Source organism: Pseudomonas putida W15Oct28 (assembly GCF_000708715.2).
Lineage (GTDB): Bacteria > Pseudomonadota > Gammaproteobacteria > Pseudomonadales > Pseudomonadaceae > Aquipseudomonas > Aquipseudomonas putida_R.
Genome location: NZ_JENB01000028.1, coordinates 25,889 through 39,906, shown reverse-complemented (window position 1 = coordinate 39,906; position 14,018 = coordinate 25,889). Strand labels below are relative to the sequence as shown.

Genomic DNA, 14,018 nt, shown 5'->3' with positions numbered 1-14,018 from the left:
GACAGATGGCTCAGTACAAGGGCGCATCCCGTCAGCATGAAGTCAGCACCAGCCGGCGGCGCAAAGACACGCGCCTGGCCGGGCAGCGCTTCAGTGATTTTTTCCAGTCTGCTGACGGCGCAGTATTCGGCACGTTCGCGCTGCCGGTCCTGGCGCTGATTTCGATCAAGGTGCCCTTTTCCGGTGAGCTGCTGTTGCTGCTGGCCTGGGCGTTCAAGCGCAAGTTCGTCGATGTAGAAAACCGTGCCTTCGATTTCCCTTACCGGGTACCCAAGTTGGCAGACGTCAATGACGGCTCGTACAAGGGCAAGAAGAAAGGCGAGGGCGTGACGCTGTTCGGCAATGACCTGGAGAGCAAAGAGCAGATCTACGCCGGCGACAGTGACCTGCGCACCCACCAGCTGGTGCTGGGCACCACGGGCTCCGGTAAGCCGCAGCCCAAGCATGCCAAGGTGCTGACGCCGGGCGGCTGGGTGGAAATGGGCCGCATCCGGGTCGGCGACAGCGTGTGCACGCCCGATGGCAAGCAGGCTGCAGTGCTGCGGGTGATCGAGCAGGGTATCCAGCCGATCTGGACCTTGGCCACGCGTGACGGGCGCCGGGCGCAAGCCACGGGTGACCACCTGTGGCGGGTGCTTACCCGCGGGCAGGATGGCAGCGAAGAGGCCCACACCGTGACCACCGATGCCATCCGCGAGCTGATGGCGCGCGGCATGGTGGTGATGCTGCCCAAGGTGCGCAAGAAGCGCGGCTCGGCCAAGTTCAATGGCTGGGCCGAGGTGTGGAAAGTGACTGCTGCCGGCCAGGCGCCTTGCCAGTGCATCGAGATCGATCACCCGCACCACCTGTACATCACCGACGACAGCCTGGTTACCCACAACACCGAGCTGTTGCTCGGCATCGTGTTCAACGCCCTGGTGCAAAATACCGGCTTCATCTACGTAGACGGCAAGGGCGACCCCAAGCTGCAGAAGGAGATCTTCCGCCTGTCTCGCTACCTGGGGCGCGAAGATGACCTGCTGATCATCAACTTCATCACGTCCGGCCGCGACTTCGTGGAGAAGCAGGTCGACAAGGTGACCAACAACATGAACATGATGGGGAACACCTCGTCGGGCATGTTGATCGAGCTGATCGTGTCGCTGATGGATGATTCGGGCGGTGGCGGCGACATGTGGAAGGGGCGGGCGATCATGTTCGTGGCCGCGCTGACGCGGCCGCTGACCTACCTGCGTGACAAGGGCCACATCAACTTGTCGCCCGAGAAGTACCTGGAGTACTTCGAGCTGAACGTGATCGAAGACCTGGTGTGGGAGCACGGCGGCAAATACGGCGAGATGTTCGACGTGATCGTGGCCCCGCTGCGCTCGTACCTGCTGACGCTGCCGGGCTACCAGAAGGCCAAGTTCAAGCAGCAGGAAACCAAGACTCTGGAACAACACGGCTACATCGTCATGCAGCTGGGGCGGATCTTCAACGACCTGACCTTCAACTACGGGCACATCTTCAAGACCCGCGTCGGTGACGTGGACTTCTACGATGTGGTGATCAACCGCCGCTTGCTGGTGGTGCTGCTGCCGGCGCTGGAGCGTGCACCGGACAGCATGCGCATGCTTGGCAAGATGATCGTCGGCAGCATCAAGCAGATGATGGCCGGTTGCCTGGGTAACCGCGTGGAGGGGGTGGTGCGCGAAATCATCGACAGCCGCCCGACCGGCTCGAAGTTCCCGTTCTATACCATCCTGGACGAATACGGCTACTACGCGGTGGTTGGCTTTGCAGTGGCGCCTGCTCAGGCGCGTAGCTTGGGGTTCAGCGTCACCTTTGCCGCGCAGGACTTTTCCTCGCTGAAGAAATCCAGCGCCGAAGAGGCGGATGCTACTTGGGAAAACACCAATATCCGCGCCGTCGGCCGCCTGACCTCGGGCACCGAATCGGAAACCTGGCGGCGTGTGCAGGGTGCGGCTTCTGAGTCTTCGCAGGCCATGCTGGGCAACTTCGAACGTACCGCGGGTAACGAAAAGCTGCGGCAGTCGGACAACATCGCCATCGAGCAGCGCAGCCGGCTGAACTACGACGACGTCGCCATGCAGGAAAACGGCGAGTTCACCTTCCTGGTCGGCAAGAAATCGCAGAATGGCAAAACCGGTGGGGTGGCCCTTATCCGGGGCATGGGCTTCTACACGGCCGGCCCGGCACCGAAAGAAATGCGCATCAATGATTTCATTCCGGTCGAGCCGCCCGAGCCGTCGGACCTGCCGCAAAACAGGCAGTCGCGCCAGGCATTTATCGACAGCCTGAAAGATGGCTCGTTCACCAGGCGGGTGCGGGCGGTGGTGAAGGGTGATCCGACCTTTGCCCGCATGCACAGTGCGTTTGAACACAATTATGCAGACCCGGACCGGCCTCTGCTGGGCCGGTTGGACACCTCGTTCGGGGTGCTCGGGGCGTATTTGTCCGGCGACCTGAAGAAGCCGGCTCCAGTCGCACCACGGGTAGAAAAACCGGTGCCGCAGGCCCCTACCGAGGTGCCAGTTGCGCCAGTTGTTCCCACGGCTCCTGTGCCCGCGCCGCACGTTGACCCCATGAGCCCGGAGGCAATCCAGGCAAGCATCCTGGCCGTTGCGGACCTTTTGCCAGTGACGCCCGTGCCCCCCGCCATTGCACCGGTAGACGAGCAGGTGGTGGACGATGAATGGGCGCGTGAGCTGGCCATGGCCTTGCCGCAGCAGATGCTCGACATGCAGGTGATGGCCAGCGGCGAAGGCTTTGCATCGCTGTCGGACAAGTGGGCCGCACAAGAGCGGATCGAGCAAACCTGCGCAGAGATTGCCCGGCAAACGGACTACAGCGTAACCCCTGAACCCGATGCTCAGGATGTGGCCGGCATGCGAGAGCGGTTAAGTAACCTGCAGGCCCAGTGCCGCTTGATGATGAAGGAACAGCCGAGCGAGTAGGCAGCGGGCGCGAGGGCCGTCTGTCGGCGGGCGATTCTATTTGATGTCATAAATTGACGACGATAGATATCTGACAGATAATCAGAAACCAGAATTTTTGCATGCTAGGATGAGGCCATGGGGTTGTTCAGTTCAGGGAAGAAAGCTGCGAAATTCGCGTTCATCACCATGCCGATGGCGGCCTTGGGCGTGAATCAGCTGCGCATGGGCAACCAGCACATCAAGGCACTCTGGCGTTCCAACTTCAGCCCCGCTTGCCCCGACTGCGAGCGGGGTGTGCTGCTCAAGGCAGAAGGTGACCACCAGGAGTTCGAGCAGGGGCCCAAAGGCAAGATGCGTGTGCTGCACAGCTGGGGTTGCAACAACTGCGACTTCGCCTTGCTTGAAGAAGATGACGCCAAGAAGGTCAAGGAGCATGCCGCGCGTTACCGCAACGAGCGGGTCAAGGCGCAGCTGACCACCATCGAACGTGACGAGATCGACCGGATTGCCCGTAACCACCGCTTGCACTCCAGGGCGTTCTTCATTGCCAGCGCTGTTGCGATTGCGGGGTTCGTCTACATGCTGGCGACCGGCGCGGGCGTCCTGGTTGCCCTCAACTGGTTGTCGATCGGCTTCGCGCTCTGGGTATTCGGCATGAAGAAGTCCTATCGCAGCTGGCAGGTGTCGACCGGGCAGCTGTTTGTCGAGGGCGCATTCTGGTTCTGGTTCCAGCATCAGAAATGGATCATTTGAGCATGACGCGCAAACGGCCTCAGTGGCTGTTCATCGCCCTGATGTGCTGCGCCATGCAGGCATTGGCCGATGACTTCTATGCCGTGCGGCCGGCTGATATCGACTGCGTGGTGCAGGCCGCGCAGCGCCAGGGTGTGCCGGCCAATGTGCTGTTGGCCATTTCCAGCAAGGAAAGCGGCAAGAACGGCCAAAGCGTGTCGAACCGCAATGGCACCTTCGACCTTGGCCACTTCCAGATCAATACCACCCATTGGGGGCCGAAAGGCGTGTTCGCCTCGTACCCGGCCATTACCAAATCCGATGTCGCCTGGCGTGGATGCTACAACGCCGAGCTGGCGGCCTGGCTGCTGCGTCAGAAGCTTGCCGAGAACAATGGTCAGGACTTCTGGACCCGTGCTGCCAACTACCACTCCCGCACCCGCAAATTCAACGACATCTACAAGAAAGACCTGATCCCGCTCGCGGTGAAATGGGGCAAATACCTTGAACGGCAGCGCCATGACCGGCTGGTGGTCAGCTACCAGTAACAGGCCGCCGTAGGCTGCCCCTGCGCAGGGTCGATCAGAATGACAACTTCAGGAGTTTTTACATGAAAGGAATGCTCATGGGTGCACGCTGCTGCAAGGCTGGGGGCGTGCTGCTGGCACTGGTTGCGCTGGGCGGGTGTGCCAGCTCGGCCAAGCCGACTACCGACGACACCGAGGCGTTTGCCAGCCGGATCATCGCCGACAAGGTGTCGGTGGCGGTCAACTCTCAGCACAACTACGTATCGCGGTTGAGCGCTGACCGTGTGAAAGCCGCTTCCCGCCAGGCTGCGGTCGATACCGACCAGGTGGATATCGATTTCATCGGCAAGCCCCAGGAGCTGCTGCAGACCTTTGCCAGCCGCTACGGCTATGCCTATGTCGAAAGCGGCAAGCGTGTGGACCTCAAACCCATCAACGTGTGGGTGCGCAAGGCCACTCCGATCGACGTCCTCAAGGATGTGGGCGCGCAGATCGACACCGGGGCCGATGTGGTGCTCGACAAGAGCACCAACACCCTGCGCCTGATCTACAAGCCGGTACCATTGGCGTTGGGGAGGGGCTGAACATGGCAATGGACATGCCTCCGATGACCCTAGAGGACGCCGAGCGCCTCTATGACAAGCCTGCCTACGTTCAGCAGCAGGGCGACACCGGTGACGCCAAGTCTGCTGTCGAGGCCATGCGCGATGAGAAAAACCAGGCATCGGCAGCCCGTGGCGAAGCCATTCTCGATGCCGCGCTGCAGGTCGGTGTAAAGGCTGGCCTGGCCTGGCAGCTCACCAACATAAACAAGGCACTGAAGGTGCGCGAGCGCGAGTTCGATACGGTCTATGACTTCAGCAGCCTGATGATTCAGGACCGCGTGGTGCCGCCGGTGATCACCGAAGCGCGCCACCTGTACAACCAGGAGGGTGACTACACGCTGCGCCTTTCCGGGGCCGCCTACAAGATCGAATCGCAGGCACGGTTTTCGTCCGTGCCGCCCAGCTGGCGCGAATACCTGAGTTTCCCGCTGCCCACCTTCGATCGCACCTCGCTGGTTTCGGCACTGGTGCCGCGTTCCGACGAGGAAGAGCGGGTGTGGAAACTGGCCGTGCGTGAGGGCTGGCAACAAGGTGTCGAGCAGGCCAACCTGATGCTGACCTACGGCTTCGACCGGATGAACCGCGATATCGATGGTATGCGCCGTTTCAGTGAGTTTGCCCGCCACGGCCAGGTCACCATGCCGATCATTTCTGGTGCGGCTATCCCTGTTACCCGGGAAGGGCGGTCGATGGCGGTGGACGAAACCCTGCTGCGCATCACTGCCTTGCCCGAGTTCAACGACAACATGAACGTCTGGCGCAGTTCGATCGCCACCTCGACCATTGCCAACCCGCCACACCGTGCGCCGGTAACCCGCGCTGGCAGCCCGGCGCCATTGCCGGCGGCAGCCGGACAGCCGGCGGGCGCTGAAGGCGGGCGGGAATGAAGCAGGACTTCCACGACGACGTGATGATGCTGGAGCCGGGTGCGATGATCGAGCGCCTGGAGCGCCTGACCAGTTACGAAGACCCGTTTCGCTTCGACCGCGCCGAGCAGTTCAAGGCAATGATGCTGGAAACCCTGACCCATGGCGTCAGCGATATCTTCATCCAGCCCGCATTGCCGGTGGTGGTGAAGAAGTACGGGCGGTTGTATGCGGTCACCCGCCGTACGCTCGATGTCGGGGAAGTCAACGAACTGTTGAAGATGGCGGCCAACCGGGACACCGCCACCACTGATATCGTCTCCGGCACGGCGGTCAACGAGCGCTACGAGTTGTTCGACCCGCAGCGCAAGGATGCCCGCGGTGCGCGCCTGCGTTATGCCTACCGGGTAAACGCTTCGCCCATCGCCTGCCATGGCGATACGTCCTGTCAGATTGTCATCCGGGCCATTCCCGATGATCCGCCACGTATCCAGGACGTCGGCCTGAGCGAGGACATCGTCAGAATGGCCACGCCGCGTGATGGCATCGTCTATGTGGCCGGGGCTACGGGCCATGGCAAGACCACCACGTTTGCCGCCATCAACCGTTTCATCCTGGAAAACGACACGCCGATCAAGGGTAACCTGATCAGCCATGAAGAACCGATCGAGTTCACCTACGACAAGGTCCAGAGCAAGCATTCGATCTTTGTGCAGTCGCAGATTCCCACGCACTTCAAAGACTTCTACCGGGCAAACCGCGAGGCCATGCGGCGTGCGCCTGGCTTGTGCGTGATCGGTGAGTTGCGCGACCAGGAGACCATTCGCGCGGCGGTGGAACTGTCGCTGACCGGGCACCCGGTGTTCGGCACGGTGCACGCCAAGGATGTGGCGGCGATCATGCGCCGGATGATTTCCCGCTTTCCCGAGCAGGAGCGTGCCACCGCCATCTACGACCTCGTCGATACCAGCCGTTTCATGATGGCGCAGAAGCTGGTGCCTACGGTGGATGGCAAGCGTACCGCTGCGCGATCGTGGCTGAGGTTTACCGAGCAGGTGCGCGACACCTTGATGGACCTGACCGATATGGGCCGGGTAACCCAGCGGGTTGCCGAGTTTGTGCGTGAAGAAGGGCATACCTTTGCTGCCGAGGCAGATCGCCTGCTGGCCGCGGGCCTGATCAGCGAGGCGACTGCCCGCGATCTGCGCCACGGCTGAGGCGCAGGCTGCCCGCCAATGCTGACTGCAACGAATTTACGGAGAAGTTATGGCAACAGGACGGTATCACTGGAGCAGATGCGCTCCACCCGCACGTTTTTTTGTGATCAACGCAAGCGCCGCCTTGCCATGGTTGATGTTGCTGCTGGTGCCGGCGCTGTGGAAGTTTCTGCTGCCGCTGGCCCTGTGCATGACGTTGGCCCTGGTCTACATCGAGGTGGTGAAGAAAATGACCGTGCGGGCGGTTTGCCGCCGAGCCGCAGTGTTCATGGTGGGGCGAGTGCGTACCACGCACAATTTGCTCAAGGAACTGGCCAGGTAGTGGGCTTTCCCTGGGATGACCCCGCCATTTTGCTCGGGATCATGGCGGTGCTTTACCTCGGGGGGTGGGGTGCCTGGTACTTCGCTCATGACAAGATTGCCAAGGCGTACACCTACATTCGCTACGTGGAGTTGTGGTTGCCGAGTGTGCTGGGTGACTTCGCCGCGCTGCCTGGAATCGCCTCGATCAACCAGTGGGTCGGGCGCATGTGTGCGCCGGATGGCATTATTGGTGCCTGTCAGCGAGATTTTTCGAGCGTGGCGTGGGGTGAAATCACTTCGTCGTCGCTGTTCATGAACGGTTTTTTCCTGCTGCTGATTGTGATCCTGTCGGTGCGCATGTTCCTGCGTATCAACAAGACCCACCCCAAGCTCAGGTTTACCAAAACGCACAATATCAAAAGCTTTGTGCAAGAGAACAAGGCGCAGTACCCGCACCTGCGCATGTTCGCCGAACTCGACCTGATCGCCCAGCCGCTGGACCACCCGTTGTTCGGCATGTCGCAGACCTCTCGCCAGTTTGCCTACCGGCACTTGCTGATCAGTGGTTGGCAGGAGCAATCGGATCGCAGCTGGGCGCCAACCCTGGACCGCGAGAAAACCACCGAGGTGATGCGTCGCCAGCTGGGCCAGCACTGGACCCGGGTTGCCAACCTGACGCCGGCAGAAACCCTGCTGGTAGCGATAGCTTTGCCTCGGGTGGTCGCCACCGATACGGCGCTGGATGACAATGCTTTCAAGGCCGCAATGGCCGACAGCGACTACATGGTTGCCTGGTGTTGGGACCAGTTCAAGGCACCTGACGACAAGGCCGAGCAGCGGGGCGAAGCTTTTGCCTGGCTGAAGCCCGAAGTGCCGCTGGAAGTGCCTCGGGCAATCATCCAGAAGTACATCAAGCATCCTAATGCCAGTGCGATCCTGCACGCGCACGCATTCGTGCGCACCATCATCTTTGCCATGTACTTCCAGGCGCGCCGCCTGGGTGTACTGCCACCCGCAGAAATGCGCTGGCTGCGTTTCTTCGATCGTGAAATGTGGTATGCCCTGCAGACGATCGGGCGCCAGGCCGGGTTCCCGGAAGCGCCGGGCATCCTGTCGCATTTCCTGTACGAGTGCAAAGCGGGTGTATCGCTGGCGGAGCCGCAGCTGGACAAGGCGGTCAACGGTCTTGAGCTGGCGATGTCGGCTTACAAGTATTCCGAGGCGGACAAGAAACGCTATGAGGCCATGCAGCAGGACAGGTATGCCGAGGCACAAGGCGCAGCGCTCGATGAGGGTGCTGCCTGAAGCGCCAGCCTTGAGGGTTTAAGTAGAAGCAAAGGGCCATCTATTAAGATGGCCTTTTTTTGTTTTTTTGGTGCCTTTTTTTGCTTTTTTGTTAGAATACGGTCGTATTGGATTATTAATAAGGACATCGAGCCATGAAAGGTGTGATTGCAAGACCTGTCGCCATGCTGGCGGCGCTTGCGGCGGGGGTTTCAGTCGCCCATGCCGCCCCGGCACAATCGGCGGACCTCTCTGCCTTCATCACCGCTCAAGGCACTGCACAGGTAAACCCTGGCCAGCAGGAGCTCGATGACCTGACCGCGCAGCGGGTATCGCGCTATGGGCGTATTGTCAGCGCCCGGCCGGTCGGCCTCGGTGGGCTGACCGCCTGGACTGTGGAAAAGAACGGCCACCAGGTGGTGCTTTTCAGTACCCCGGATTCTGCGGTGCTGTTCACCGGCGTGGCCTGGAATGCCGAAACGGGCAGCAATATCTCCGATGCCTTCCTGCCTGGCGTCGCCCAGGCCGTCGTCGCGCCGCCTGCTGCTGCCCCGGTCGCGGCCGTGCCAGCTGCGCCGCAGATGTCGGCCGTTGGACTGCCGAATGTGCGCGAAGCCGCAGCCATGGACGGCAGCTTCAAGGGCGCGATCCCGGAGTCGATGAAAACCGTCGACTCCCTGGCAGGCATCAAGGAAGGCAAGGGCGGTATCGGCGATACCGTTTACATCATCATCGACCCGCGTTGCCCGTACTGCCGCGAAGCCTACAACCTGACAAGGGCATACGCAGCGAAGGGTCACTCGATCAAGTGGATCCCGTCCGCGGCGCTGGGCAATCCGGCAGATGGCGTACCACTGGCCGCTACCATCCTGCAGGCCAAGGACCAGAAGATGCTGGCGCGGGTGCTGGGCAAGCATGAACAGGTCCGTTCCGAGCCATCGCCGGAAACCGTCGAGCAGCTAAGCACCAACCTGGCGTTTCTGTTTGCCGCATTCGAACACAACGGCAAGGAACAGGTGGGTGTGCCGGCTGCATTTTTCATCGATCACCGTACAGGGAAGCCAAGGATGATGACCGGCCTTTCACAGGCGGTCGTGCTTGAAGACATCTTTGGAAAACTTTAAGGAGCAAAGTACATGAAAGCCAAAGCGCCGAACTTCGAGTTCGACCCCAGTATCCGCATCTTCGGATCGGGGGAGCACCTGTTGGTGGTGTTCGACAGCCAAAGCCCCAATGATGCACAGCGCGCGGCCCGTACCGTGCGTATTGCCAGGGCCTTCCAGCAGATGTCGCTGGTAGTGGCCGGTTTCGACGTGGCTGAAGACGATGGCCATCGGCGGGTCCTCAGCGGCAGCGTCAGCCTGGCGATCGAGGACGATGCCGGGGTGCAGGCCAGTCACCAGCTGGCGGCCCTGCAGCTGGTGTTCCATGCTGAGGCAGACCGCAAGGGTGCGCTTACTCATATCGAGCCTGCGCTGGTTGCCTACAAGGTGCGCCAGGCCCTTTCGGAATGCCTGAACGAGGCGCTGAACGACTACTTCCAGCGTGAAGAGGCTGAAAGGGCGGCTGTGCCTGCAGAGGTTGTGCGCCCGGGTCCGTTGACTGCTCCGCAGTACCAGGGCGCAGCGCCACAGCCTTCGCGCAAGGCCCTGCGCGAGCAGGCCGCAAGCAATGCCGAGCGCCAGGCCAGGTCACGCCGGCGCAAGACCGCAATGGCCTGGCTGGTTCCGCCTTTAGTGGTAATTGCGGTGATGGCGACCCTGTCTCATCTTGCTTCCTCCCAGTCGCCGATTGAAAATGCAGTCGCGCAGCAGATGGCGAACGACCCAGAGTCGATCAAGGCGCAGGTGGAACTGACCAAGCAGACCCTGCAGTCCATGGGGCTTGATCCAGGTCAGGGCGGTGACATTGGGTGCCTGGCGCCGCAATGATTGCCATTGCTTCCTGCTTCACGGATGGGGTATGCCTTTCGCTGGTTTGCGGGCGCGTAGAATGGCGGGGAACCCTCTCGCGTCGCCCGAATGCTGCCTTGCGGTGCCGAAGGAGGATCTTTTCCAGGATTGGAGAATGAGAGCGGGCCGGCCCCCGAAGCCTGGCGCTGCTGTTCTGCTTGAGCGGAGTGTTTATGCCTGCGCAGGCACTTTAAGACTATTTTGGATTGGAAATCTTAGGTACGTATATGCGACCAGCGAATGAAGTTAAAGACGGGGCCAAGTTGTTGTCCCTTGCCCAGGGCCTGAGGTCGCTGCTGGTCCCCTCGCCAGATGTACTGGCCGACACCGTCAAAGAGTTGCATCCGTTGGTCAACCTGTCCGACAAGGTGCTGCCTTTGAAGTCGTATTTCAATATGGTCCAGGACATCCAGCGGGCCAAGCATACCCAGGCCGCCATGCGCGCTGCCGACGAGCCGCTTAGTCGCGAGGCTATTCACCAGGGTGTGTCGCGCAAGCTGTGTACCGAAGACATCTTCATGGTTGCCTGTTCATTCCTGGAAGTGGAAATCGCCAAGCAAGGCTCGGTGTACTACCTGAGCGGCGAATCACCAGATTTCAAGGAAACCAAAAAGAACCGAAACCCGCTCGACTTGTCCGATGAGGTCGTATTGAAGAACCTCTCCAGTGGCCTGGCGCGTCCGGACACCGATCGTGGGGCTGTGGAGCGGGGGCAGATCGACAGCGGGTTCAACCACCTGGTGCGGCTGAACCAGTTGCATAACCTGATGGTGGAGTCGGTGCGGTTGATGAAGGCGGACGAGCGCCTGACCAAGGTTGATATCCGCAAGAAATTCAACATTTCGCACACGGATTACGAGCGCATGATGTCGATGGCGCGGCGTTCCGGGCTGATTTCGTTCCGCAACCGCAAGAAGGACCCGTCCAACTCCTACACCTTGCGCAATGACAACCATGAGCGGGTGTCGGAGCACGCCAAGAATTTTGGCCATACGCCGCAGAAGATGCTGAACAAGATTCTGGATGACTTCTTCGGAATGCTGGAAAAACGCAAAAAGCACGAGGACTGATTTACATGGGGATCCAGGGCCATAAGGACGTCGGGCCGGCAATAAGTGCAGAGGAGCGGGCCCGTGTAGCGCGGGCGGCCAGGCAGGTGGTGGCGTATGCCAATTTTCTGCGCTGGACGGCGAACTTCAAGCGGGACGAAGTGCTGCGCCATCCTGAACACGACCGTGTGATACTGCTCTCGCCCATGCAAAGTGGGCGTTTCAGCTTTGCCCTGGAGGGCGACACCTTGTATGTGGGTGTCCAGCCATTCGAGGCTGCCTGGGCTTCGTGCATGCCTTTCGAGGCTGCCTACGTCTCTGACCGGCTGTATCTGTCGGTCGAGGGCGTGAACTTCATGGATACGCGCATGCCACCGCTGGCGCTGGGCATTTTCGTCGACGAGGGTGAAAAACGTGTGCTGATGGCCGCTGCCCGTTTCGTCCAGCTCGTGCAGGTGTCGGTCCGTGACGGCTACGTGGTCGAGGTGGGCCAGCCGTGTGGCGAACCTGTCGAGATGCGCCCGGGTGACGTGGTGCGCCAGCTGCGCGAGACCCGCCAGGCGAAGGTGCAGCAGCAAGACATGGGGCGGTTCTTCTGATGCGCTCAAGCAGACTTTTCAAGTAAGGATACGTGCATGACCAAGTGTAAACTCATCCTGCCCGTGCTGGCCGCCGTGGCCATGGCGGGCTGTGTCACTACCGAGCAGATGCCGGACGGGACGACCAAGATACGGTTCTCGGACGAAGCGGTCAGCTCGCTGACTTCGATGATGCCCAATGGCCTTGTAACCGGTGTTGCTGGTGGGGCAGGTAGCCGCGGGCTGGACCTGGTACCGACCAAGAGCCCTCTTGGCAATGGGCAGTACCTTTATTTCAACGGGCAGTATGACTACACCTGCGCGTCCGCGTTGCTGTACAGCGCCAAATCTGGCAAAGAGCTGGATCACAATCTCAACGAAGCGTGCCGTGACCGTTACTTCCAGCGGCAAGTGGCGCTGAAGCTTGCGGGTAAGCCGTACGACAGGGCGGCACCTGCCTATGATGTAGACAATCCGCCCGATGCGTACTGGGCCGGGTTGAAAGGGCAGACGCTTGCTCAGTTGGCGGCCACGCAGCAGTTCGCCACGCGTTTTGGTGGTCTCCCGCGCGTCGATCGCAACGGTAACATCACTATCAGCGTAGGCTTCATGGGGGTGGGGGGTGGGCAGCATGTGGCTTTGACTACCACACCTCAGCGCATCCCGGTTGTCATGGAAGATGCTGGGTTTGCTGCGCAGATGCGCGCGCAGTCGGCCAAGCTGGACACCGAGGTTGGCGACTGGACAACGTGTGATGCCGTACTTGCCTACAGTTCGGTCGTCGACCGAGGCGCGCGCCCGGCCAATATCGCGCCTGGTGACTATATGCAGTATGTGGTGCGTTTCACCGTATCGTCGCTCTCGTGCAGGGATGCCTTGCACGGGTACAAGAGCGCTTCGCGCTAAGCAGTGCGGCGGTGCCCGGCCCTTCCTCCGGGCCGGCTGCTTTTTATCGCCAGGGTTCAGGTCAGCTGAAGGCCGGCGATACGGGTCGGGGGTATTACGGCGCCGAATTCCAGATGTCGTCAGCCGCTGCCGCCGACTCGTCGATACCGGTCGCATGCGCGTCGGCGGCGTTTAGCCAGTTCTGGCTAAGGTGCGCCTGCTGAGGCGCATGTTCATGGGCGAACTCGCGTTGCAGGATGGACTCTTCGATGCTGTTGAGCAGCGTTGGCGAGGCAGCACCATATTCTGCGAGCAGTGCTCGTGAAGCCTCCGGCGCAAGCTGATTGACTGCTCCGCGCAACTCCTGGCCGTACTCGGCCAGCACCGGCTGCTTGGCAATGACGATTTCCGCCGCTTGTGACGGGAATACGGAGGCTGTGAAGCTCTGGAAGTCCTGGGCAGTCGGCATGGTCTCGTCCTTACATGCTGTAGTCGTTGAGGTCCTCGCTGCGCGACAGCGATGGCTTGGCGTAGCGGGCGAATGTCTTGTCCAGCTCGGCAGTCAGATAGGCCTGTTCGCTCTGGCGCAGCGCTTGTTTCATGAAGTTGCCGTCAGATGCCACTGACACCACCTGGTCTCGCAGGCTGCCCAGCAGCCCTTCACGATCCGCTCGGGAACCCGGGGTGTTGTCGATCGCATCGATAGCACGGGTGAGTGACTGGCGCAGGCCGGACTCTGCATGGGTCTTGTCGGTTGGGGTGGCAACCTCAAAGGCAATGGCACTGACCACGGCGCAATGAATGGCCGTGAAAGCGTTTGCTTCGGCTGCCCTGCTTTGCATGATCCGGTCGGAACGCAGGGTGTGGGGTGGCGTGCTGCGCAGCCAGGCCGACTCATGTTCGGCAAGGGTGTCGATCGTCTGCCGGACTTTCTGGCCGTCAGGGCCCTCGCGCAGCGCCGCTTGCGCTACGTTCTCAAAGCTGATTGCCGGGTTGCCCGAGGCCTCTATGGCTCTCTCCCGCATTAACCCGGCACCGATCACGAATTGGCTGGCATCACGTATTGATAACTGCATCTATG

Annotated in this window: 15 protein-coding genes; 13 read left to right on the top strand and 2 right to left on the bottom strand. The window is 60.9% G+C overall.

Annotated elements, in window-relative coordinates:
• Nucleotides 1-5 precede the first annotated feature (5 nt).
• The 13 genes from AK81_RS19095 (at nucleotide 6) to AK81_RS19035 (ending at nucleotide 12,958) form a co-directional block, all read left to right on the top strand.
• Nucleotides 6-2,957 carry a TraM recognition domain-containing protein gene (locus AK81_RS19095; protein WP_043201382.1) on the top strand — a complete coding sequence of 984 codons (2,952 nt, stop codon included), beginning with the start codon at nucleotides 6-8 and terminating at the stop codon, nucleotides 2,955-2,957.
• A 117-nt stretch (nucleotides 2,958-3,074) separates the two neighbouring features.
• A complete protein-coding gene (locus AK81_RS19090) occupies nucleotides 3,075-3,692 on the top strand; it encodes a hypothetical protein (protein WP_043201381.1) in 618 nt (205 codons plus the stop codon).
• Between the two features lie 2 nt (nucleotides 3,693-3,694).
• A complete protein-coding gene (locus AK81_RS19085; protein ID WP_043201379.1) occupies nucleotides 3,695-4,219 on the top strand; it encodes a transglycosylase SLT domain-containing protein in 525 nt (174 codons plus the stop codon).
• A gap of 62 nt (nucleotides 4,220-4,281) precedes the next feature.
• Nucleotides 4,282-4,782 carry a DotD/TraH family lipoprotein gene (locus tag AK81_RS19080; RefSeq protein ID WP_241496102.1) on the top strand — a complete coding sequence of 167 codons (501 nt, stop codon included), beginning with the start codon at nucleotides 4,282-4,284 and terminating at the stop codon, nucleotides 4,780-4,782.
• 23 nt (nucleotides 4,783-4,805) lie between these two features.
• Nucleotides 4,806-5,690 (top strand): type IV secretory system conjugative DNA transfer family protein, encoded by an 885-nt coding sequence (locus AK81_RS19075; protein WP_043201376.1) that lies wholly within the window; start codon nucleotides 4,806-4,808, stop codon nucleotides 5,688-5,690.
• Nucleotides 5,687-6,886: an ATPase, T2SS/T4P/T4SS family gene (locus AK81_RS19070; RefSeq protein WP_043201374.1), complete on the top strand. Its 1,200-nt coding sequence runs from the start codon at nucleotides 5,687-5,689 to the stop codon at nucleotides 6,884-6,886. The genes AK81_RS19075 and AK81_RS19070 overlap by 4 nt, the downstream gene beginning before the upstream one ends.
• Nucleotides 6,887-6,989: 103 nt before the next feature.
• Nucleotides 6,990-7,208, top strand: coding sequence for a hypothetical protein (locus tag AK81_RS19065; protein ID WP_043201373.1), 219 nt, complete (start codon nucleotides 6,990-6,992; stop codon nucleotides 7,206-7,208).
• Nucleotides 7,208-8,494 (top strand): hypothetical protein, encoded by a 1,287-nt coding sequence (locus AK81_RS19060; RefSeq protein WP_043201371.1) that lies wholly within the window; start codon nucleotides 7,208-7,210, stop codon nucleotides 8,492-8,494. Before AK81_RS19065 ends, AK81_RS19060 begins: the two co-directional genes overlap by 1 nt.
• A 134-nt stretch (nucleotides 8,495-8,628) precedes the next feature.
• The gene (locus AK81_RS19055; protein WP_043201370.1) at nucleotides 8,629-9,597 is read left to right on the top strand and encodes a hypothetical protein; all 969 of its coding nucleotides are present in this window, start codon (nucleotides 8,629-8,631) and stop codon (nucleotides 9,595-9,597) included.
• Nucleotides 9,598-9,609: 12 nt separating this feature from the next.
• A complete protein-coding gene (locus AK81_RS19050; protein ID WP_043201368.1) occupies nucleotides 9,610-10,404 on the top strand; it encodes a hypothetical protein in 795 nt (264 codons plus the stop codon).
• A gap of 248 nt (nucleotides 10,405-10,652) precedes the next feature.
• Nucleotides 10,653-11,495, top strand: coding sequence for a hypothetical protein (locus tag AK81_RS19045; RefSeq protein WP_043201366.1), 843 nt, complete (start codon nucleotides 10,653-10,655; stop codon nucleotides 11,493-11,495).
• A gap of 5 nt (nucleotides 11,496-11,500) precedes the next feature.
• The gene (locus AK81_RS19040; protein WP_241496101.1) at nucleotides 11,501-12,073 is read left to right on the top strand and encodes a hypothetical protein; all 573 of its coding nucleotides are present in this window, start codon (nucleotides 11,501-11,503) and stop codon (nucleotides 12,071-12,073) included.
• A 36-nt stretch (nucleotides 12,074-12,109) separates the two neighbouring features.
• Nucleotides 12,110-12,958 carry a hypothetical protein gene (locus AK81_RS19035; protein ID WP_043201362.1) on the top strand — a complete coding sequence of 283 codons (849 nt, stop codon included), beginning with the start codon at nucleotides 12,110-12,112 and terminating at the stop codon, nucleotides 12,956-12,958.
• A gap of 94 nt (nucleotides 12,959-13,052) precedes the next feature.
• Here AK81_RS19035 and AK81_RS19030 read toward each other — a convergent pair whose 3' ends face one another.
• A complete protein-coding gene (locus tag AK81_RS19030) occupies nucleotides 13,053-13,406 on the bottom strand; it encodes a hypothetical protein (protein WP_043201360.1) in 354 nt (117 codons plus the stop codon).
• Between the two features lie 10 nt (nucleotides 13,407-13,416).
• Nucleotides 13,417-14,013, bottom strand: coding sequence for a hypothetical protein (locus tag AK81_RS19025; RefSeq protein ID WP_043201358.1), 597 nt, complete (start codon nucleotides 14,011-14,013; stop codon nucleotides 13,417-13,419).
• Between the last annotated feature and the right edge of the window lie 5 nt (nucleotides 14,014-14,018).

What these genes read in the sequence shown, in the direction of transcription:
- AK81_RS19055 (WP_043201370.1), top strand. Translation starts at nt 8,629, where the DNA reads ATGAAAGGTGTGATTGCAAGACCTGTCGCCATGCTGGCGGCGCTTGCG.
- AK81_RS19030 (WP_043201360.1), bottom strand. Translation starts at nt 13,406, where the DNA reads ATGCCGACTGCCCAGGACTTCCAGAGCTTCACAGCCTCCGTATTCCCG.
- AK81_RS19095 (WP_043201382.1), top strand. Translation starts at nt 6, where the DNA reads ATGGCTCAGTACAAGGGCGCATCCCGTCAGCATGAAGTCAGCACCAGC.
- AK81_RS19070 (WP_043201374.1), top strand. Translation starts at nt 5,687, where the DNA reads ATGAAGCAGGACTTCCACGACGACGTGATGATGCTGGAGCCGGGTGCG.
- AK81_RS19050 (WP_043201368.1), top strand. Translation starts at nt 9,610, where the DNA reads ATGAAAGCCAAAGCGCCGAACTTCGAGTTCGACCCCAGTATCCGCATC.
- AK81_RS19035 (WP_043201362.1), top strand. Translation starts at nt 12,110, where the DNA reads ATGACCAAGTGTAAACTCATCCTGCCCGTGCTGGCCGCCGTGGCCATG.
- AK81_RS19085 (WP_043201379.1), top strand. Translation starts at nt 3,695, where the DNA reads ATGACGCGCAAACGGCCTCAGTGGCTGTTCATCGCCCTGATGTGCTGC.
- AK81_RS19045 (WP_043201366.1), top strand. Translation starts at nt 10,653, where the DNA reads ATGCGACCAGCGAATGAAGTTAAAGACGGGGCCAAGTTGTTGTCCCTT.
- AK81_RS19075 (WP_043201376.1), top strand. Translation starts at nt 4,806, where the DNA reads ATGACCCTAGAGGACGCCGAGCGCCTCTATGACAAGCCTGCCTACGTT.
- AK81_RS19040 (WP_241496101.1), top strand. Translation starts at nt 11,501, where the DNA reads ATGGGGATCCAGGGCCATAAGGACGTCGGGCCGGCAATAAGTGCAGAG.
- AK81_RS19090 (WP_043201381.1), top strand. Translation starts at nt 3,075, where the DNA reads ATGGGGTTGTTCAGTTCAGGGAAGAAAGCTGCGAAATTCGCGTTCATC.
- AK81_RS19025 (WP_043201358.1), bottom strand. Translation starts at nt 14,013, where the DNA reads ATGCAGTTATCAATACGTGATGCCAGCCAATTCGTGATCGGTGCCGGG.
- AK81_RS19080 (WP_241496102.1), top strand. Translation starts at nt 4,282, where the DNA reads ATGAAAGGAATGCTCATGGGTGCACGCTGCTGCAAGGCTGGGGGCGTG.